The following is a 21,284-nucleotide window of genomic DNA, read 5'->3' as shown; positions in this document are numbered from 1 at the left end:
AATAATATCAGATAGCAATTCTATGAAAGCCTATAAATGCTATAAAACTTGAGTGAGACCTTATAATTTTACCAAAAATTAGATATCGATTTAAATAGCTTAAAAAAATTAATTTTTTTTTCAACTCGTAAGTTCTGAATACTAAGTAATTAGAAGTTCAAGCTATAAAAAAAATAATTTTCCTTTAAAAAAGTCTTGTTTTACCGAGAAAGTCAACTATATTTGCAGCGCGAAATAGGTCGCGTAGCTCAGCTGGATAGAGCACCTGCCTTCTAAGCAGGCGGTCCCAGGTTCGAATCCTGGCGCGATCACTTCTTAATTAAAGCTCCTACTTTTAGGAGCTTTTTTTATGCTCAAATTTTAATGTTTTTTAATAAATTTATTGGCATGAGAAACACTACTAAATTTCAAATTCTAGCAGCATACTGTTTAATTTTAGGAATTAGCATACTTTATTTTTCAGATAATTCTATTCTTCACTTTTTTGCGGGTGCATTAGTAGGATTTGGAGTGATTACCGTTATATCTGGTAAAATTGGTTTTGGTTATAACTCATGAAACTTCTTAAAACAAATTCCAAGAATAAAGATTTCTTAAATCTTATCCGTTTATTAGATGAAAGCTTAAGAATTACAGATGGAGAAGATTATGGCTTCTACAATCAGTTTAACAATCTGAAGCTAATCAAGAATGTAATTGTTGCTTATAAGAATGATAAACCTATTGGATGCGGTGCTTTCAAAAGATTTGATGAAAACACAGTAGAGATTAAGCGAATGTTTGTAGTACCAGACTATCGCAGTCAAGGTATAGCAGGTTCTATTCTAACTGAATTGGAATCCTGGGCAAGATCATCGCGATTTACTAAATGTGTGCTGGAAACAGGAATTAACCAGATAGAAGCTTTAGGATTTTATAAGAAAGCAGGATATCTAATAATTCCCAATTATGAGCAATATAAAGGTCTTAACACAAGCGTTTGTTTTGAAAAAGTATTGACCCGTCAAATATAAAGTTAAATAGGCTTACAACTGTTGTATCATACTCTAATTTGAATATGTAGTTTTCCAAATTCAAATTTTAAAAGCTTCAATTAGCCATTTTAAATGAATACATTTTAAATGGCTAATTTATTATGATATAAAAGCACACAATTCTTATCTCAAAATAATTTTAAGCGAATATTAGAGATTATTCTACAAACTCTAAACAAACAGGTGTCTTTGCCTCTAATACTTCCCCTAAAGAGTTCAACATTCCTGTTTCTAAATCTATTTTAAAAGAACTAATACTTCCTGAATCTTGATTTGCTGCATATAAGAAATTCCCATCTGGTGAAATATTGAAATTGCGTGGTGTTTTTCCTTCTGTTGAAGTGTGAGCTATCAAACTTAATTCTCCAGTTTCAATATTAATTCTAAAAACAGCAATATTGTTTGCTCCTCGGTTCGAGCTGTAAAGAAAATCTTTTGTAGGATGCAAATGTATCTCTGCTCCAGAATTATTATTTATAAATCCAGAAGGAAGTGACGAAATATTTTGAAGCAATTGAAGTCCGCCAGTCTCTAAAACTTGGAATGTACTTATACTGCTATTTAATTCATTCATAACATAAGCAAACTTTCCATCTCTAGAAAAAGATAGATGTCTTGGTCCTGCACCATTTGCAACTTCTGCAAACTCCTGCGCATTTTTAGAGAAAGTACCTTTCTGAGCATCCAGATCATAGATCCAGATCTTATCATTTCCTAGATCTGCTATGTAAGCATGCTTGTTATTTGCAGTAATATTAACTGAATGTGCATGAGATTCTTTAGGATTTTCAAGTTCTATTTTCTGTTTCTCTATCAGATTTCCATTTTCCTCTATCTCATACATCATCACAACTCCGCCCATATAATTGGAAACGAAGGCAAATTTTCCTGTTTTATCTATTTCAATATGACAAGGAGCAAAACCATGTGTAGAAAGTTGATTGATCTTGGTTAAGCTATGATCTTTATTGATCTTATAAGAAAGAACGAAACCACTTTCCGCTTCTTTATCATTAAGCTCACTTACAGAAAGTAGATACTTGCCGTCTGTAGATGCGCGCACAAAACTTGGATTTTTAAGTTTAGCTACTGTTGAGCCTAAAGTAAGTTTACCATTCTGTATGTTTTGTTGAAGAGTATAAATTCCTTCCGCTTTCCCATCTACAAATCCTTCATCTTCGGTATAACTTCCAACATACATCCAATTTGAAATTTTATTTTCCTGTGAATATGTAGTTTGTGAATAAATAGCAAATGCAACTGCAAAAATGTAACTGCTTTTAAAAATTTTCATTGAATTATTAATTTAAAGGATCTTAATATTAGCTGAATTTACAGCCACTTTTTACGTTTGAAATAGATGATCATTAATAGAAATATAGTGATCATTATACCCCAAAGAACAAAATAACTATATTTATAATGAAGCTCTGGGATATAATCAAAATTCATCCCATAGATACCTGCAATAAACGTTAATGGAATAAAGATAGTAGCCATAATGGTAAGTACCTTCATCACTTCATTCATTTTATTGGATATAGTGGTCATATACATATCCATTAATCCCCAGGTCATTTCTCTATAAATATCAATATTTTCAGAAACCTGAATGGTATGATCATAAAGATCTCTAATATAATTGCGAGTCTTATCTTCTATTAGAACGCTATCAATTTTCTCTAATCTACTAATTACCTCTCGCAATGGAAATACAGCTCTTCTAATTCTTAAAATTGTTCTTTTTAGCTCCTGTATCTCAAAAGTAATATCATCATTAGGTTGAGCTTGAAATAGTTCATCTTCTAGATTTTCTATTTTATCTCCAATATGATCTATAACTTCAAAATATTGATCTATAATGGCATCTAATAAACAGAAGAGCAAATAATCTGTACCGTTATTTCTAATTCTTCCCTGGGCATTCACCAATCTGTCTCTAATACTATCAAATACATCTCCATTAGCTTCCTGAAAACTAAGTACATAATCTTTTCCCAAAACCAGACTTAGATGCTCTATCACAAGATCTTTATTATCTTTATCTACGCTGTCTTTAGGAAAATAGAGCATCTTTACCACCACGAAGATATAATCTTCATATTCATCTATTTTTGGTCGTTGATTAGTGTTTACAATATCTTCTAGAATTAAAGGATGAAGTTCATAATACTTCCCCAGCTTTTCAATTTCTAATGTATTATATAACCCATCAATATTAATCCAGGTATTATTTTCTTTGTTCTCAAATTTAAAGGCGTCTTCAGGATGGCTGGAGCTAAAACGCTCGTAATTCTTTTTGTTATAATCTATAACATCCAGTTTGGTCTCCGCAGATTCTTTTCTCCCAATGTACGTAACCGTTCCCGGCATTTGATTTAGCGCTTTGGTAGATTTAGGTCTACGTAGCAAATGCCTTTTGCGTTTAGCCATAAAATTAAATTTCTATAAAAGTATAAAACATTTTCATGTTATAAGGTTAGACGATGATTAGTTCTTGGTTTTATATTGGTTCTCTATTTACTTTAAATCTGATACTTAAACAATTAGAAAATAGCTAGGAAACTCTGATGTCTGTATAGATTATTTTGAAAAGGAACTCCTATTTTTGCATTATGGAAGAGACCAAACTTTTAAGCACACTTAAAGAATATTTTGGATATGATAGTTTTAGACCTTTACAAAAAAGCATAGTAGATTCGGTATTTGAGGGAAAAGACAATTTAGTGATCATGCCAACCGGTGGTGGAAAATCTATTTGTTTCCAGCTTCCAGCAATCTTGTTGCCACAAATTACCTTGGTGATCTCCCCATTAATTGCGTTAATGAAAGATCAGGTAGATGGTCTTACCGCCAATGGAGTTCCGGCAGCATTCCTAAATAGCAGTCAGTCTGAAACAGAGCAACAAGAGATCTTTCATCAAATAGATACCAATCATTTAAAATTATTATATGTAGCTCCAGAAAGTCTTCAGGTTATAGACAGATTTTTAAGTGACGGGAAAGTAAGTTTAATCGCTATAGATGAGGCACATTGTATTTCTAGCTGGGGTCATGATTTTAGACCAGCGTACACTCAGCTTGGATATTTAAAGAATCGCTTCCCCTCTACTCCAATAATTGCTTTAACAGCTACTGCAGATAAAGCAACTAGAAAGGATATATGCAATCAGCTTAATATTCCAAATGCAAAGAAACATATTGCTTCTTTTGACAGGAAAAATTTAAGTCTAGATGTTCGTCCAGGAATAAAGCGTTTTGATCAAATTCAGGATTTTATTGAAGGTCGAAAAAACGAAAGTGGCATTATTTACTGTTTGAGCAGAAAGACTACAGAAGAAATAGCTTCTAAACTTAAAGCTTCAGGAATAAAAGCAGAAGCATATCATGCCGGGATAGGCCATGATGAAAGAACCAAGATCCAGGACGATTTCATCAATGATACAAAACAGATTATCTGTGCCACGGTAGCTTTTGGTATGGGGATAGATAAATCTAATATTAGGTGGGTAATACATTATAACATGCCCAAGAATTTAGAAGGCTATTATCAAGAAATTGGTCGTGCAGGAAGAGATGGCTTACCATCAGACACTATGCTATTCCATAGTTATGCGGATGTATTACAATTACAAAAATTTGCCTCCAACTCCGGGAATGAAGATGTACAATTGGCTAAGCTAGATAGGATGAAACAGTATTCTGAAGCATTAACATGCCGAAGAAAGATCTTGCTAAGCTACTTTGGAGAACTCAAACAAGAAGATTGCGGAAACTGTGATATTTGCAGAAATCCTCCAAAATTCTTTGATGGGACCATCCTTGCTCAAAAAGCATTATCCTGTATCTATAGATTACAGGGAAAAGAACCAATATCGGTAATTATAGATATCCTACGTGGAGCACAAAATGAAGCGGTACTTCAGAAAAATTATAATAAACTGTCTACTTACGGCATAGCTAAAGATTTATCTTGGAGAGATCTTCAGCAATATATCATTCAGCTTATAAATATTGGATATATAGAAATTGCTTTTCATAAACACAATCACCTTCAGCTAACTCCTTTGGCTAAAAATGTTCTGTTCGAAAAGGCCAAAGTGCAATTGGCACATATTCCAGATCAAAAGGAAATTCAGGAAACTCGAGAAAAGAAAACGCAAAAAGCTGATAATTCTTTATTTGAAAAACTGAGAAAGCTCCGTTTAAAACTCGCCCAGGAAGAAGATATTCCGGCATACCTTATTTTTAATGATGCCACTTTAAAAGAAATGGAAAAACAGCGACCAATGACCGATGAAGATTTTATGGCCATTAACGGTGTAGGGCAAAAGAAAATGCAAGATTATGGATACCAATTCATCAAGGAAATAATAGCATTTAGTAAAGAGAAAAGACAAAAAAAAAAGTCTAAAAAAGGGAATACGCACCTTGTTACTTATGAACTTTATAATGAAGGGCTAAGTGTAGAAGAGATCTCTAAAAAGAGAGAATTAGCTAGTACTACTGTTTACTCTCATCTGGCAAAACTTTATGCAGATGGAAAAGATATCGATTTACACAAGTTCCTAACCAAAGCAGATCTAGATGCGGTGAAAAAAGCTAAAGTGACACTAGAAGATCCAAAGACACTAAAACCTTATTACGAGCATTTTAATGAAGCCTTAGATTATTGGACTATAAGATTCGCCTTGACAGTGCTGGAAAAAGAAGATAATTAAAATATTTACAATGTAAACTTTCAGTTCGAGCGAAGACGAGTAAGACTGTGAAACCAAATTATAGATTAAAATAAACTTTCGAGTTTATTCAAAGTCAATCTTGTGTAAGATCAAGCCGGATGCTGGCGCTATATAATTGGTAATAATATTGTTGTTTGGAGATAGACTCTCTTTTAATTGCTGCAGGGTTAAATCACCTTTCCCTACTTGAATTAATGATCCCATCATAAGCCTTATCTGATACCTTAAAAACCCGGCTCCTTTAATGGTGAAGACATAACTAGTCTTTGGAAAGAAATTTGCTGTAAGCATGGTATTCACTTCAATTTCAGACAACAGAACTTCTCTCTCAAATATTGTCTTCTCTGTAGGCGCAGCACAGTAATTCTCAAAATAATGAGTTCCCTGAAAGATCTTGGCTGCTTTCTGCATTAGCTCAATATCCAGATCATGTTGAAAATTAGCCATTAGAGGCGCACAGAACGGATGATTCTTTTCTCCATAAGAGAACAAATAACAATATTCTTTTTGCTTAGGATGCTGTATGATATTGAACTTTGCATCTACCTCATCTATTTCTAACACCTTAATATCTGGGGGAAGATTAAAATTGAATAATCTCATGAATTCCTCTTTATCTGAAAGTGGTTCTTCATCTAAGAATAATTCAAATGCCGCCAAATTTGCAGATACCATAGCATCTGTTCTACTTGAACCTAGAATTTTAAATTTTCTATCTGGAAGAATAAATTTCAAGGTCTTTTTTAAAAGCCCTTCCACAGTTTTAATCCCAGGTTGCCGCTGCCATCCATGTAAGCGATATCCTAGATATTGTAACTTAATAAGATAAAAAAAGCGTTTGCGTTGCAAGATTGATAAATTAAAATTGTAAAAAAAATCCCTGAAAATTACTTTTCAGGGAGAATTTATTATGCAAATTCCTGATTGATCTGTAGACGTAATTTTCTTGAATAATCTTCTTCCAGCCAATCTCTATAGTTCTTGGTACTCTTACTTATACAGTAAGAATATTGTTTAATTCTTGAAGAGATATCATCTTTAAGTTCCTTTGCAAGAATACGAGCATCAAATACATCTTCAGAATTTTCAACACATATCTTAACGTGCTGATCTAAAGACCATTCTAATACTGCCTTAGATTTAAGTCCTTTCTTAATAACAGTATCATAAGCCCCCTCTACATCAAAATCTACAGACTCTGAATTTGAAAATTGTTTTCGAAGATCTGGAGGCATCACATATTTAAATTCTCGCTCTATCTCTTCATCACTCAATAAATTTTCAAAATAGAAATCTGGAGAGCGAAATAGTTGTTTCCAATCTACTGGAGCGCTCCACTGCCCAAATCTGGCAACGTTATTACCTAGATCTATAACAGAAAATTCAGATTTATGCTTAAGGATCCTCGATCCACGGCCAATCATTTGGAAATATAACGTAAGAGATTTAGTTGCTCTGTTAAGAATAATGGTTTCCACAGAAGGTTCATCAAAACCTGTGGTTAAGATACTCACAGAGGTTACAATTGCATCTGGAGTATGTTTAAACCATTTTAAAATTTCCTTTCTATCGTTCTTACTGGTAGTATTATCCAGGTGTCTAACAGGGTAACCGGCACTTTTAAAGGTTTCATAAACTTCTTTAGAAGTATTAATACCGTTATTAAAGATCAAGGTCTTTTTACCTTTTGATCGCTGTAAATAAGCATTCAAAAGTTTTTCCTGCATAGACATGTTAGAATACAGCTCTTCTGAAGATTTCACGGTATAATCTCCATTGATACCTACTTTTAAAGATTGCAGTCCTACATCGTAACTATAAACTTTAGCTTGTGCTAAAAATCCTTTTTCTATAAGTGATGTAATAGAGTCACCCACAATAAGCTCTCTATAGTTATCCTTCATAGGAAGTTTGATATTCGAGCTTAATGGAGTTGCTGTAACTCCCATGATAAAGCTGTTATCAAAGAATTTGAACAATTTTCTAAAAGAGTTGTAGTGAGCTTCATCAATAATAACAAGACCTATATCATCAATTTCTAGCTTTTCATCATTCAATCTGTTATTCAAAGTTTCTACCATTGCCACAAAACACATATAATCTTGTTGGTCCGGTAGCTCTTTAACTTTACTATTAATGATCTTATTTAGTACTCCAAATTCTGCAAGCATTTTAGAGGTTTGCTTACAAAGCTCAATTCTGTGAGTAAGAATTAAAACTTTTTTATTGGTGCGTTGTATGTATTCTCTAACAATTTGGGAGAAAATTACGGTTTTTCCTCCTCCAGTTGGTAATTGATAAAGTAAATTATATTTTGATGGGTGAGCATCAATAACATTAAAAATCTTATCTATGTCTGCTTGTTGGTAATCATAAAGTACTTTATCATTTTTCTTTTCTTCTAATCCAAAGGTTTCAACGGCCATATATCAAGTATTTCAGCAAGTTTGCAAAAATAGTGGATTTCTAAGCTAATTTAAAATGTTTAATCACTTTTTAAGTTTTAGTTTTTTACTTCCTTTAAAATCAGGAATTCAGTATCTTTATAATTCTCCAAATGATCTTGATATAATAATTCCCCCTTTAATTGATGCGGTATGAAAGGGGCAAAACAAAACGAAGTATTTTTTAGCACTACTATAAAGGAATGTACACTATTTAAGAAATTATCTTCTAAAGAGATAACATCCTTATTAGAATTGTTCCATATAGAAGATTGGCCTAAGGAAACGTGTATTATTAATCATAGAAAACTATTTTACCACTTTCATATCATTCTCTCAGGCCGAATAAAAATGTATCAGGTAGACACATTTAATGGCAAAGAATTAACTCTTTTCCTTTTGACAAATAATGATGTTTTCGATCTGTTCTGTTTACTAGACGGGTGTGAACATAATGTTTATTACGAGTGTTTAGATGATGCTAAAGTGCTTGCCGCTCCTATGGACACTTTAAGAGATTGGTTAAACAAAAATCCAAAACTTTATAAAAATTTTCTTCCTTATGCAGGTTCCCAGTTGAGAATGCTAGAAAATACAGTTTCTGATATGACATTTACCAATATTTCTACCCGACTTATAAAGTTGATTCTTAAAAATGTAAATAAAAGTTCCAAGAATTTAGAGCTCATTAATGATCTTTCTAATAAAGAATTGGCGAACCTAATAGGTTCTACAAGAGCAGTAGTAAATAGACATTTGCAAAAATTGAAGAAGAACGGGTGTATAAAATTATCTAGAAATAGGCTGGAGATAAAAGATCTTAATTTACTACTTCATCTATTAGAAAATCAAGGTGGGAAAAATTATTTGTGAATTACAGATGTTAAAATAAATATCTATGCTACCCAGGTAGAAAATTCAAAATTATTCTGGCTGTAAATTGGGCTTATAAACCAATTAAATATAGATATTATGAAAGCGATTATGTTTTATTTACTTGTAATAAGCGGTATTATTAGCTTGCAAGCACAGGAGATTATCGAACTAGATCCAGCAAATGTTAATTATTCTCAAACCACGTTCGTTAAGACCGGTTTGAATGAATATCAATTTAAAATTGACAAAGAGCATGCTGGAAAATTTACCAAAAACCCGATTGAATATGTTAAGAATAATTTTATCATCAATAAGTTTATTGCTGAAGTAGAAAATCAGGAATATGATTCTTATAAGGTAAACTTTAGAAGTTCCAAAGGGTTTTTGAATGCAAATTATGACAGAGATGGAAACTTAGTTTCTACTTTTCAACAATTTAAAAATGTATATATGCCCAAGGAAATTAGAGATGCATTATATCTTAACTATACAGGATGGTCTGTTTTAAAGAACAAATACGTTGCTAGCGGTAAGTTAGATCAAATTGACAAAGCAGAATATAAGATTAGATTGGAACGTGGGAACAAAAAACAAAATGTAAAACTGAGCCCGAATAATGCAAAGATCTCCGTAATTGTTTCTAATTAAGAAATAGAATTCTAAGGATTATGAAAAGAGGAACCAACTATTTGGTTCCTCTTTTTCAATTATTTAAACAGGTTTGATGATAGATATCTATCTCCTCTGTCGCAAATTATACTCACTACAATTCCTTCTTCTAATTCTTCACATAGCTTAACTGCTGCTGCGGTAGCTCCACCGCTACTCATTCCTGCAAAGATCCCTTCATCTGTTGCAAGCCTTCTGCTCATTGCAATAGCTTCTTCTTCATTTACTTCAATTACTTGGTCTACCTTAGAAGGATTAAAGATCTTAGGCAGATATTCTTTAGGCCACTTTCTAATTCCAGGAATACTAGCGTTATCTGAGGGTTGCACCCCAACAATCTGTATATTTTTATTCTGCTCTTTTAAATAAGTTGATGTTCCCATAATAGTTCCGGTTGTACCCATAGAAGATACAAAATGAGTTACCTTATGATCTGTATCTCTCCATATCTCGGGCCCAGTGGTTTTATAGTGAGCTTTCCAATTATCATCATTACTGAATTGATTGAACATGAAATAAGCTGGATCTTTCAATTTAGATTCTGCATAGTCTCTAGCGCCTTCAATTCCAACATCGGAGCTTGTAAGCGTAACCTTTGCTCCATATGCCCTCATGGTTTGAACACGCTCTATAGTTGCATTTTCCGGCATTACTAGCTCTATATCTAATCCAAATATTCCTGCTATCATAGCTAAAGCAATTCCTGTATTACCGCTAGTTGCTTCAATTAGTTTTGATTCTTTATTAATAGCTCCTCTATCTAGAGCGCTTTTTATCATATTATAAGCAGCCCTGTCTTTTACACTGCCCCCAGGATTTTGCCCTTCTAATTTAAAGTATAAACTAACCTTCGGATTTTTAATTAAAGTTTCTGCCTTAACTAATGGTGTATTTCCAATTAAATCTATAATAGAATTACTCATTTTTTACTGAATTTTTTATATTGATTTGTGGTGTATGTGAAACCATGGAACCTTCAGGAACAGACTTGGTTAACCAAACATTTCCTCCAATAATACTATTAGCACCTATAATAGTCTTACCCCCTAATATGGTGCTGTTTGCATAAATAGTTACATTATCTTCTATAGTGGGATGTCTCTTAGAAGCTCTTAAAGATCTATCCACAGAAAGCGCACCCAAGGTAACACCCTGATAGATCTTTACATTATTCTTAATAATGGTGGTCTCCCCTATTACTACTCCAGTTGCATGATCTATAAAGAATGGAACTCCAATTACTGCTCCCGGATTTATATCTGTACCTGTAGTACGATGAGCGCATTCAGACATGAGTCTTGGAACTAATGGAAGTCCAAATTTATAAAACTCATGACTAAGTCTATAAATTGCGATAGCGTAAAAACCGGGATAAGATAAGTATACTTCTTCTACAGAGTTTGCTGCAGGATCATTTTCTGCGATCCAGGCAGCATCTTTACTTAGTTTCTCTAAAAGATCTGGTAACAGTTCACAATAAGATTTCCATATTTTACTACATGGAGATTCTGGTTTCCAACATACAAGATCTGCTAATTCTCCAAATTCAATTTCAAGAAGATTTAGATTTTTCTCAACCTCCGTATCCTGATCGAATAGCGTTAAAAATAACCTGCTGGTAAAAGCTTCGGTTCTTTGTTTAATAGCATATTTTAAATTTGGTAACTTCTTTTGAAGTTTGATCTTATCTATGACCTGTTCTTTATTCATATACTAAATTTGATGCAGCTAATATGTTCTTCTCATGAAATAGGTCGATTCTAAAGCTAGATAATAACATACTGAAATTCTTATAAATCAAAATTAGGGAATTGCCCTATAAAGATATGCTAGTTTTGGAAGAATTTGGGTTTTTGTATAAGTCTATGATATGGAGTTCAAGCTATAAACTTTAATAGTTAAAATTAATGTTAACATTCTAACGAACAACTAATTATGTGATCTATATACTACATTAAAATTATTATTAATTTAAATTTTAATATTATGGAAAGGCAATAAGTTAATCCCAGTAAATCTCAACCAAAACAACATTTAAAAAAGTAAGAAACGAAGAAGGATGTTTCAAAAAGAACTTTATCTGACATAAGAATCTATCAATTAAAAAATCGAGCCACCTCAAAAGTTTAGCTATTATAATTTTATAAGCTTAATTGATGAATTTTGTCTTGTAAATCGTAGAGACAATATTTTGAGATAAATTCAACAGCCATTTTAATTGAGTGAAAATAAGCTGTGTTTCCTGAAGATTTCCAGACATATTAAAAGTACTCGCTTCTTCTACCAAAGCCTTGTAATTTTTATTGAAAAAATCTAGTGCTTCTTTTAACTTTTCAGGATGCTCTAGGTCTATATCAACTTCAGAACCAGAGAGCAGCTCTATAGCCGTTTCTAGATTTTGGTCTACAGCCTCTATTAAATTTTTAAAGTGATTAGAGGCAGGTGTAGTTTTATGCGTTTTAATGTAAGAACCTATGGAGGCTAATGATGTTAGAAAACTATGATTTAGCACTACGAGCTGGTAAATATTATCTAAATTTTGTTGTTTGGATTTTGGCTCTTGAGTCATTCGTTGTAATGCAGCACTAAGATTTCCTGTTTCTAAAAAAGCTTCTTTCCTGCTAAGCTTATAACTATTAGAAACAGCCCCTTTTTCTAGATAATAAGAATTTACCTCCATCAAGAATTTCTGATTAGCTTTAAGGCTTTGTAGGATTATTGTCTTAATTCCTAAGAACTCCCAAGAAGGCCAAAGCAAGAAATTACCTAATGCGGCCAGACCTGCACCTACTAAAGTATCTACTACTCTAAATTGAATAACGTTTAACACATCTGGCCTTAGAAGTGCATACACAAAAACTACACTTAAGGTAATGAATACGGCAGCAGTCTTATAGTTCTTTTGTATCATGGAAAAGGCCATTACCAGAGAAATTATTCCCAGAATACCATAAACAACTACATTATGTATAAGTAAAACTAAACCTATAGAAATAATAGCGCCAATTACCGTACCTATAATACGTTGTTTAGACCTATCTCTGGTAAGACCATACCCTGGCCTCATTATTACAATAATGGTAAGTAGTATCCAATAAGCATTTTGAAAAGAAAAGTATTCTCCTATGCAATACCCCACCATCATAACTAGAGAAATTCTTAATGCATGTTTAAAGATGGAAGATCTAAGATTTAGATTTTCTAATAAGATCTTAGGATTGTATTCTTGAGTGCTCAAAAACTTGAGAGCATCATCGCTTTTTATCAACCTTAATTTTGTGAGATCTGGATTTACCAACAATTCATCTATCTTCTCGATCTTTTCAGATTGATGTTCTAAATATTCATAGTAATTCAATAGAATTAGAAAACCTTCTGTATGAATAGATTGTTTCTCGTTTCTATAAGAATCTAGTTTTTGTTTAAGATCCAATCGAATCTCCCCGATACTCTTGGCGCTTTTATAAATTTTATTTTTTTGTAGATATATAGCCTGGTCATTCAATTTATCTGAAAGTGTAAAGACCAGCTCCTGAAAAGGCTTAATCCTATCCGGATAATCCTTCAAGATCTTATCCATATTTTCATAATCTACAGGGTGAGCCATGGCAAGCTCCAAAATATCCACAGTTTGAATAAAAGTTAATAACCTCTTACGCTGAAAGTTGGAATAACCTGAAGATTTTCGTGAAGATATTAGAATTTCTCTAAGTTTTTGATGATTCTCATTTAGATCATTCTGAAGATTATGCAATTCTTTTAGCAGATCTGTTCTATCAATCCCATTTTCTAACAATCTACCTCTCAATCTTATATACCTGGAAGTCAATTCTAGATTTTGGATCATGAATTGATTTGTTTGTCCTTTAGGATTTATATTATTCCAAACTACAGATAATAATAAATACCATAATCCACCTAAACCAATGAGCAGGGCTTTTTCATAGACCTCCAAAGTTTTGGATAAACTGGCAAAACTTAAAACCAGTGCAAAAAGTCCGGAGAAACTAATTAAGGAAGCTCTAAAACCATACACTGCGAGATAAGATAGACAAAATGTGGTACTCCCTAAGATCAATAAAATGATCCAAAACTCATCTGGTTTATAACCACCTATCAATGTTGCAAGAATCGCAATTAAAGACGATAATAATATTCCAAAATACTTGTGTCTTACGCTTCCTGTAACATCGCTGGGAGAACTTAGTAAAGCTCCTAATCCTACAGCAATACCCATCTCTAAATGCTCTGTATATACACCAAGTATTATAGGTATGGTAATAGCCAGAGCAAGAATAATGGCTTTAGAAAAATCTGTAGATTTTAGAAATGATAAAAAATCCTGTATTCCCGCACTCACATCTATATTTAAAATCTTCAATATTAAGTTTTTTGAGCTTCAAACAAATATAACTGCTACAAAATTTACTATCGTTAATGTTATCGAAAAATATTCCGATTTATAGATTGAGAACATAAACCTGTATTCAAATTAATTTTAATTATCAATAATAGCTATATAAAAAAAGGCATTGAAATTAATCAATGCCTTTTCCTTATAAAATTATATTTTTACTATTCCTTTTGATCTGTAGGCATAATATATATATCATTGATATTAGCTCTTTTAGGCTGCGCTAATGCGTAAAAAATTGCTTCTGCAATATCTTCTGCCTCTAAAGTGGTAAGATCTTTAACCATAGGAATTAGATCTTTCTTTATTTCATCGTCTGTAATGGTCTCTGTTAATTCTGTAGCAACAAATCCAGGTTCTATGGATGTAACGTTAATACCATATTTAGGCGCCAACTCCTGTCTTAATCCTTCAGAAAACATTTTTACTGCAGCTTTAGTAGCGCAATAAACGGCTCCTCCTGGATAATATTTTCTACCTGCACTAGAAGAAATATTAATAATATTTCCACTCTTTTGTTCCATAAAAGTTGGAAGCACTGCGGCCACACCATTCATAACTCCTTTTATATTTACATCTACCATGGTATCCCACTCATCTGTATGTAAGTTCTTAATATAAGATAGTGGCATTAAACCGGCATTGTTTATAATGGCGTCTATTCCTTTGAATTTTTCTAAAGTTTGAGATACGATTTTTTTGAAATCTCCTTTCTCTGTTACATCTCCGGTTACAACCATTGCCAATCCACCATCTTTCTCTATTTCTTCTTTAAGTTTGTTCAACTTCTCTTTTCTTCTGGCAGTTAAAACAACCTTAGCTCCTTCTTTAGCAAGCTTCTTAGCTGTTGCTTCTCCAATTCCACTAGATGCTCCTGTAATTATTACAACTTTTCCCTTAATACTCATAACATTAATTTTTTTTGCAAATTTAAAATAGCATTAGGCTTCTATATAATTTATAGCGCTATTTAGCTTGAGTTTAACTGGATTCTTTATAGATGTTAAGAATATTATAGTATCTAAACTATTAGTCTGGCTCGGTTTAAAGTTTTACAAAAAACTTTAAACCGAGCCACTATTTCTGTAATAATCGTATCTGTTTTACATTTTGATGAAAATAACAAAAGCCAGTTAATAACTGGCTTTTCTAAAATATCTATAAATTATTAACCTACTTAGTAGGTGGTTGAGATGGCCTAACCTCGATCTTACTTGGCAATGTTCTAGGATTCATCTTCAATAAATCAACTACTAATTCTCCAATATCTTCTTTTTGAATTTTCCAAGCATCCTCTTTATTTGGAGTATGATCATTAAAATGTGTTGCTACAGAACCTGGCATAATAGTACTTACATTTATACCATGACCTCTAAGATCTAACATTGCTGCTTGAGTTAATCCGGTTACACCAAATTTACTAGCATTATATGCTGTACCACCTTCAAAGAAATTTGTACCTGCCAAACTAGAAATGGTAATAGCATACCCTTTAGATTTTTTTAGTCCATCTATTGCTGCTTTAAGGCTATAAAAAACACCAGAAAGATTAGTATCTATAGTTTCCTTCCAATCTTCCACACTTAACTCTGCAATATTACCAAAATGCCCAATTCCTGCATTAGCAACTAACACGTCTAATTGCCCCCATTTTTCAATAGTTTTATTTATGGCTTGTTGCTGACTTTTATAATCGCGTACATCGGCTTCTAAGCCTAAAACATTACCATTTCCCAATTTGGAAAGTTCATTTGCAGCTTTATCTGCAGATTCTTTAGACCTACTGGTTATAGCAACATTCATATTTAACTTTAAAAGGGCTTCTGCAACGCCATACCCTATTCCTTTACTTCCACCTGTTATAAATGCGACTTTTGATTTAAATGATTCCATAGATTTTTATTTTTTTAATGGTTTAAAGCTAACAAAGATGCTTTTGCTAATAAAATTTTGAGAACTAAGACTTTGTTAATTCTATTTATTTCTTCTCAATACCACTAAGACTGAATGCTTTAAATTTTATATTAAAATCTTGATAAAAATTCGCCAAAACTCTTTTGAAAATACTTTAATAAACTAACTTTGCTTTCATCGAAAAAACACATTCTAATGTGTAATTTTTCTATTAATTAAAGTTTTAATACTTCAAAATCTCTTAAAAGTTGAAAAATCCAAAAGGTCAAAAATTAATCGATAAGATTCAACGCGACTTAATGCGTAATGGTATAATCATCAACACTGTTGTGGAAGATCTAAAGAAACTTCGCCCATTTGCTGTGGAAGATGAAAATCCATTATTAGCTAAGGTTATTCGCTTAACTTATGAGCATATTGAAGCTTATCAAACTTTTGCAATTGCAATTCCGGATGACGAGCCTTTAGATGAAGAGGAAGAAGCTTCTGCAACTCCAGAATCTGATCCACAAGAAAGTTTAGATTATTTGATGTCCCTAATGTCTGATACTTCTATTAAGAATAACGAAATGGACCTTAGAGAATATAGCAAAGAATTACAGACGTATGCTGAAGAGAACTAAGCTTCTCTATTAATTTTTTGATTGCCTTTTTTAAATAATCTACCTAATTACAATACTCCATGAAAAAGGATGCGAAATCTAAAAAGAAATCGCGCTTGCGTTTATTGCACCAGTATTATGACTATACCGGTTTCTATAGTTTTGTGGGTAAAAGTTTAAAAAAGGCAATAATTCCTATTTTAGTTTTTATTGCTTCCATTTTCGCAATAGATTATTTCGTTTTAGATCTAAATAAGGTTTTGGTCACTATTACTGAAACTTATTCTCCGGCAGGAATATTATCTGTATTCTTTGCTTCAGAATCTCTTCTTGGATTGGTTCCCCCAGAACTCTTTATTGCTTGGGCAGGAAAATCTGAATTGCCAATTTTCTATTTATCCTTACTTGCTGCTGCTTCTTACTTAGGAGGAATAGTGTCTTACTTTATAGGCGTTGGAATCACTAAAATTCCTGCTGTACATAAGCAAATGGAAATAAATTTAGCACAGCATATTAAAAACGCTCGAAAATGGGGTGGTTTTTTAATTATAGTTGGAGCTCTGCTTCCAATTCCGTTCGCCATGAGCAGTATTGCCGCTGGTATTATTAGATTCCCTTTTATGAGCTACCTAATGTTCGGTTTATTAAGATTTGTAAGATTCTATGCTTACGCTTTGGTTATCTTCGGAATGGTTTAATATTCTCACATTTCTCTAGTATCTACAGTTATTATCATAAAGTTTTTTTAATACGAGTTTATTCTAGCGGTATTTAATTATTTTTAGAATCCAACCAATTTTTTAAAAAAATGAATGATAAATTAAAGAAAACGGCACGTATTGGATATGTTGCCAAGGGAGCTGTTTATGCTATAACAGGAATTTTAACACTATTAGCTGCTTTTAATCAAGGCGGACAAAAAGCAGGAAAGTTTAAAGTTGTAGAGTATCTAGACAAGCAAACCTTTGGAAATATCATACTCATTATTTTAGCTCTTGGTCTTATCTGTTATGCATATTGGAGATTTACCCAGGCTATTAGTGATCCAGAAAATATAGGTTCAGATAAAAAAGGAAAAGTAAAAAGAGCAGCATTCTTTGTTAGTGGCTGCATTTATCTTGGATTAGCGATCTATGCTGTGCTTAGAGTAATTAATTCTTCTGCAGGTTCTGGAGGTTCTTCTGGAAAGAAAGCCACTATCTTAAGTAACGATTGGGGATTGATTGTATTAGGAATTGTAGGTGGTATAACTATAGCTACAGGGCTTTATCAATTTGTAAGAATATATAAGGCAGATTTTGTCAAGAAGTTTGAATTAAAATCTATGACAGATGAGAAGCGAAGAAAAACGATTAAAAATTCTGCTTATTTTGGAATGGGATCTAAAGGTGTTCTATTTATTATAATAGGATTTTTTCTATTAAAAGCTTCCATCACATCCAATCCTGCAGACATTAAAACCACTTCAGACGCTTTTTCATTTTTAGAAGATTCTGCGTATGGAGCTTATTTACTGGGCGCGGTGGCTGCAGGATTGATAGGATATGCTATATATATGTTTATGATGGCAAAATATCGAAAGTTTAGCGCCTAATAATCTATTTGATCTTAAGAAATTTAATACCAAGTTCTTTTTCCAATTCCCAGATCCTTCTTTGTTCCTTAGTATTTACAAGCACCAAAGATAGACCAGATCTTCCCGCTCGTGCGGTTCTACCACTTCTATGAGTGTAATATTCTGTTTGATCTGGTAATTGGTAATGAACAACATACGCTAAATTATCTACATCTATACCTCTGGCTGCTACATCTGTAGCAACTAGAATTTTTAATGTTTTTTTCTTAAAAGCTCTCATTACTCTATCTCTATCTTTCTGGAGCATATCTCCTTCTAACAGACCTACTTCGTAATTTTTGGCAGCTAGTTGTTTGGTGAGCAATTTAGCAGCAGCTTTCGTTTTTGTGAAAATTATACCTCTATTTTTTCCTTGCGTCTTTAAGAATTGAGCAAGTGTATCTAATTTATTGTTGTCATCTCCAACAACAAATTGATGTTGGAGATTAGAGTTCACTGCCTCGGTCTTATCAACAGAAATTCTTAAACAATCTTTAGAAACATACATTTCTATGATCTCGTTTAATTCTGAAGGCAAGGTTGCAGAAAAAAGCCAGATATTTCTATTCCCCTTTGTTTTCTTTAAAATTCGAGTTAACTCATCTTTAAAGCCCATGCTAAGCATTTCATCTGCTTCATCTAAGACAAGAGTATTAATTTTCGAAATATCTAAAGCTTTCTTAGTGAGAAGATCTAATAGTCTCCCAGGGGTAGCAACAACTATTTGTGTTGGCCTGTTCAATCTTTGAATCTGAATATCTATTTTCTCTCCGCCATAAACAGCTTCTGTAAATACTTTATTGGTGTATTTCGTGTATTTGAAAAGTTGCTTTGCTATTTGTTGACCTAACTCTCTAGTAGGAGCTAATATTAAAGCCTGAATATTTACATTATCTGGATCTATCTTAGCTAATAATGGTAACCCAAAGGCAGCAGTTTTACCAGTTCCGGTTTGCGCCTGACCTATAAAATCTATATTTTCTTTAGACAATACAGGAATAGCTGCACTTTGTATCTTTGTAGGGTGGACTATCCCCATTTCTTGTAAACTCTTATTTATATCTTCAGATACTCCTAATTCAATAAAACTCATTCTTTAACTTTTTTTAGATCGACAAAGATACTTTATTTAAGCTTCTTAAAAATTTTAATAAACATTCCTGTACCTAGTTAAATAATAGCTAATATAGACCGATATTTTGATGGTAGATAAGGGTTTTGATACCTTTCCACCAAACCAAAAAAACTAATTATATGTCTTTATTAACGATAATTTTAAACATTCTTTTACCACCATTAGCTGTATTTATGAAACATGGACTTGGGGTAACTTTTTTAATAAGTGTACTTCTAACTGCCTTAGGTTGGATACCTGGAGTAATCCATGCATTTTTGGTAAACGGAACTAAATAAAAAACAAAAAAGGGTTTAGAAATTATCTAAACCCTTTTTTAATATTATAAAAATTCACTTTAATTCTTCTCAGAATCTGTAACTTTTTTCTCCCATTTCCAGGCACTTTCCAAAGCTTCATCTAGATCTTTTTCAGATCTCCAACCAAGTACAGAATTTGCTTTTATAGTATCTGCATAGGCCGCAGTAATATCTCCTTCTCTTCTTTCTGCAATCTTATAAGAAAGCTTCTTCCCTGTTGTTCTTTCAAACGATTGTATAACTTCTAATACAGAATTCCCTTTACCTGTACCTAAATTAAAAACATCATAATTAGATTCAGCTTCATTATTCATAAGCCTCTTTAGCGCAACCACGTGTGCTCTTGCAAGATCCATTACGTGAATATAATCTCTTATACAAGTTCCATCGTTGGTTGGATAATCATTTCCAAAAACAGATAGTTGTTCCCTTTTTCCTATTGCTGTCTGTGTAATAAAAGGCACCAGATTTTGCGGAGTACCTATAGGCAATTCTCCAATTTCTGCACTAGGATGTGCTCCTATTGGATTAAAGTATCTTAAAGAGATTGCCTTTAAATTAGGATGAACCTTACAGGTATCTTTAATGATCTCTTCACCTATTTGTTTCGTATTTCCATAAGGAGATTCAGCTTTCTTTACCGGAGCAGATTCACTTATTGGAAGTGTGTCTGCTTGTCCATATACAGTGCAAGAAGAGCTAAAGATAAAATTTGCATCTTCCTTCTCGCTTAATCTTTGTAATAAGTAGATTAAGGTAGCAAGGTTGTTCTCGTAATATAATAATGGATTTTCAACACTTTCACCCACCGCTTTAGATGCTGCAAAATGAATTACACCTGCTATATTGGTATGTTTCTCAAAAAAACCTAGTACTTCCTCTTTATTTCTAAGATCTATGTTCTCAAATTCTGGAGTAACCTGAGTTATCTTCGTTATCCCTCCCAAAACATTTATAGATGAATTTGATAGATTATCTATGATAACTACTTCATAGCCTTGTTCTATTAGAGCAACTACCGTATGAGAACCTATAAAACCAAGACCTCCTGTAACTAATATTTTAGATTTCATTTTCTTTATTTCTAAGTGGGTGCAAAATAACAAAAACAGTAGACATGAATTATATTTTTCTTTATTATCCAAATTCGTCTTAACTACGCTTCAATATATTTTGATACAAATGCCTTTAATTACCTTCAATTATTACCTTCTCTCCCTATAAAAATTATCTTTGTAAGAAATTAAATCAGAATGGATTTACAGCATCAAATTAAAATATTTAAGATCATAAGCATATTAGAAGGACTTTCATTTTTAATTCTGCTACTTATAGCTATGCCTTTAAAATATATCTATCACATGGATATATATGTTAGAGTTGTTGGAATGGCTCATGGAGTATTATTTATAACTTATATACTTGGAGCTTTATTACTATTTAAGCAACTAAACTGGAAGCTTAAAACGCTATCAATAATAATTCTTTGTTCTGTAATTCCATTAGGTCCTTTCTATATAGAAAAGAAATATTTGTAGCA

General features: G+C 32.6%; 21 protein-coding genes and 1 tRNA gene. 11 read left to right on the top strand and 11 right to left on the bottom strand.

Annotation, left to right across the window (positions count from 1 at the left end):
• Positions 1-237 precede the first annotated feature (237 nt).
• The 3 genes from P163_RS14085 (at position 238) to P163_RS14075 (ending at position 1,013) form a co-directional block, all read left to right on the top strand.
• Positions 238-311, top strand: a tRNA-Arg gene (locus tag P163_RS14085).
• 76 nt (positions 312-387) lie between these two features.
• Positions 388-558 carry a hypothetical protein gene (locus tag P163_RS18215; RefSeq protein ID WP_156100712.1) on the top strand — a complete coding sequence of 57 codons (171 nt, stop codon included), beginning with the start codon at positions 388-390 and terminating at the stop codon, positions 556-558.
• Positions 555-1,013, top strand: a complete 459-nt coding sequence (locus P163_RS14075) for a GNAT family N-acetyltransferase (RefSeq protein WP_034892575.1) — start codon at positions 555-557, stop codon at positions 1,011-1,013. Before P163_RS18215 ends, P163_RS14075 begins: the two co-directional genes overlap by 4 nt.
• A 178-nt stretch (positions 1,014-1,191) precedes the next feature.
• On the opposite strand, the gene P163_RS14070 is transcribed toward P163_RS14075, so the two are convergent.
• Positions 1,192-2,328: a lactonase family protein gene (locus P163_RS14070; RefSeq protein ID WP_051931251.1), complete on the bottom strand. Its 1,137-nt coding sequence runs from the start codon at positions 2,326-2,328 to the stop codon at positions 1,192-1,194.
• A gap of 38 nt (positions 2,329-2,366) precedes the next feature.
• A complete protein-coding gene (gene corA, locus P163_RS14065) occupies positions 2,367-3,467 on the bottom strand; it encodes a magnesium/cobalt transporter CorA (RefSeq protein ID WP_034892570.1) in 1,101 nt (366 codons plus the stop codon).
• Positions 3,468-3,649: 182 nt separating this feature from the next.
• Here corA and recQ point away from each other — a divergent pair, with 182 nt between their 5' ends.
• Positions 3,650-5,755, top strand: a complete 2,106-nt coding sequence (gene recQ / locus P163_RS14060) for a DNA helicase RecQ (RefSeq protein ID WP_034892565.1) — start codon at positions 3,650-3,652, stop codon at positions 5,753-5,755.
• Between the two features lie 84 nt (positions 5,756-5,839).
• Here recQ and P163_RS14055 read toward each other — a convergent pair whose 3' ends face one another.
• Together P163_RS14055 and P163_RS14050 are read right to left on the bottom strand one after the other, a co-directional pair.
• The gene (locus P163_RS14055) at positions 5,840-6,625 is read right to left on the bottom strand and encodes a tRNA pseudouridine synthase A (protein ID WP_034892562.1); all 786 of its coding nucleotides are present in this window, start codon (positions 6,623-6,625) and stop codon (positions 5,840-5,842) included.
• Positions 6,626-6,684: 59 nt separating this feature from the next.
• Entirely contained in the window at positions 6,685-8,202 is a 1,518-nt protein-coding gene (locus tag P163_RS14050) for a DEAD/DEAH box helicase (protein ID WP_034892559.1), read from the bottom strand.
• Positions 8,203-8,373: 171 nt separating this feature from the next.
• Between P163_RS14050 and P163_RS14045 the strand changes: the two genes are divergently transcribed.
• Both P163_RS14045 and P163_RS14040 read left to right on the top strand, forming a co-directional pair.
• Positions 8,374-9,093, top strand: coding sequence for a Crp/Fnr family transcriptional regulator (locus tag P163_RS14045; RefSeq protein ID WP_034892556.1), 720 nt, complete (start codon positions 8,374-8,376; stop codon positions 9,091-9,093).
• Between the two features lie 99 nt (positions 9,094-9,192).
• Positions 9,193-9,744 carry a hypothetical protein gene (locus P163_RS14040; protein WP_034892553.1) on the top strand — a complete coding sequence of 184 codons (552 nt, stop codon included), beginning with the start codon at positions 9,193-9,195 and terminating at the stop codon, positions 9,742-9,744.
• Between the two features lie 59 nt (positions 9,745-9,803).
• Here the strand turns inward: P163_RS14040 and cysM are convergent, their stop codons facing one another.
• The 5 genes from cysM to P163_RS14015 form a co-directional block, all read right to left on the bottom strand.
• Positions 9,804-10,688: a cysteine synthase CysM gene (gene cysM, locus P163_RS14035; RefSeq protein WP_034892550.1), complete on the bottom strand. Its 885-nt coding sequence runs from the start codon at positions 10,686-10,688 to the stop codon at positions 9,804-9,806.
• Positions 10,681-11,475, bottom strand: a complete 795-nt coding sequence (locus tag P163_RS14030) for a serine O-acetyltransferase (protein ID WP_034892546.1) — start codon at positions 11,473-11,475, stop codon at positions 10,681-10,683. Before P163_RS14030 ends, cysM begins: the two co-directional genes overlap by 8 nt.
• 439 nt (positions 11,476-11,914) lie before the next feature.
• Positions 11,915-14,146, bottom strand: a complete 2,232-nt coding sequence (locus tag P163_RS14025) for an FUSC family protein (protein ID WP_231556205.1) — start codon at positions 14,144-14,146, stop codon at positions 11,915-11,917.
• Between the two features lie 194 nt (positions 14,147-14,340).
• On the bottom strand, positions 14,341-15,087 hold the full coding sequence (locus P163_RS14020) for an SDR family oxidoreductase (RefSeq protein ID WP_034892543.1): 747 nt from the start codon (positions 15,085-15,087) through the stop codon (positions 14,341-14,343).
• Between the two features lie 265 nt (positions 15,088-15,352).
• A complete protein-coding gene (locus P163_RS14015; RefSeq protein ID WP_034892540.1) occupies positions 15,353-16,072 on the bottom strand; it encodes an SDR family oxidoreductase in 720 nt (239 codons plus the stop codon).
• A gap of 269 nt (positions 16,073-16,341) precedes the next feature.
• Between P163_RS14015 and P163_RS14010 the strand changes: the two genes are divergently transcribed.
• From P163_RS14010 to P163_RS14000, 3 genes are all read left to right on the top strand, one after another.
• Positions 16,342-16,716 carry a hypothetical protein gene (locus tag P163_RS14010; protein ID WP_034892537.1) on the top strand — a complete coding sequence of 125 codons (375 nt, stop codon included), beginning with the start codon at positions 16,342-16,344 and terminating at the stop codon, positions 16,714-16,716.
• A 59-nt stretch (positions 16,717-16,775) separates the two neighbouring features.
• Positions 16,776-17,393: a YqaA family protein gene (locus P163_RS14005; protein WP_034892534.1), complete on the top strand. Its 618-nt coding sequence runs from the start codon at positions 16,776-16,778 to the stop codon at positions 17,391-17,393.
• Positions 17,394-17,503: 110 nt separating this feature from the next.
• Positions 17,504-18,289, top strand: coding sequence for a DUF1206 domain-containing protein (locus tag P163_RS14000; RefSeq protein WP_034892531.1), 786 nt, complete (start codon positions 17,504-17,506; stop codon positions 18,287-18,289).
• A 4-nt stretch (positions 18,290-18,293) separates the two neighbouring features.
• On the opposite strand, the gene P163_RS13995 is transcribed toward P163_RS14000, so the two are convergent.
• Positions 18,294-19,403 carry a DEAD/DEAH box helicase gene (locus P163_RS13995; RefSeq protein WP_034892528.1) on the bottom strand — a complete coding sequence of 370 codons (1,110 nt, stop codon included), beginning with the start codon at positions 19,401-19,403 and terminating at the stop codon, positions 18,294-18,296.
• Between the two features lie 161 nt (positions 19,404-19,564).
• Here P163_RS13995 and P163_RS13990 point away from each other — a divergent pair, with 161 nt between their 5' ends.
• Complete coding sequence (locus tag P163_RS13990) at positions 19,565-19,723, top strand: YqaE/Pmp3 family membrane protein (RefSeq protein WP_034892525.1); 159 nt, start codon at positions 19,565-19,567, stop codon at positions 19,721-19,723.
• Between the two features lie 59 nt (positions 19,724-19,782).
• Here the strand turns inward: P163_RS13990 and galE are convergent, their stop codons facing one another.
• Positions 19,783-20,817 carry a UDP-glucose 4-epimerase GalE gene (galE, locus tag P163_RS13985; RefSeq protein ID WP_034892522.1) on the bottom strand — a complete coding sequence of 345 codons (1,035 nt, stop codon included), beginning with the start codon at positions 20,815-20,817 and terminating at the stop codon, positions 19,783-19,785.
• Between the two features lie 180 nt (positions 20,818-20,997).
• On the opposite strand from galE, the gene P163_RS13980 reads away from it, so the two are divergent.
• The gene (locus P163_RS13980) at positions 20,998-21,282 is read left to right on the top strand and encodes a DUF3817 domain-containing protein (protein WP_034892519.1); all 285 of its coding nucleotides are present in this window, start codon (positions 20,998-21,000) and stop codon (positions 21,280-21,282) included.
• The last annotated feature ends 2 nt before the right edge of the window (positions 21,283-21,284 follow it).

This window comes from Gillisia sp. Hel_I_29 (genome assembly GCF_000744275.1).
Classification (GTDB): Bacteria; Bacteroidota; Bacteroidia; order Flavobacteriales; family Flavobacteriaceae; genus Gillisia.
Note: the sequence above shows the minus strand (reverse complement) of the source record. Positions and strands in the feature narration are given on the sequence as shown.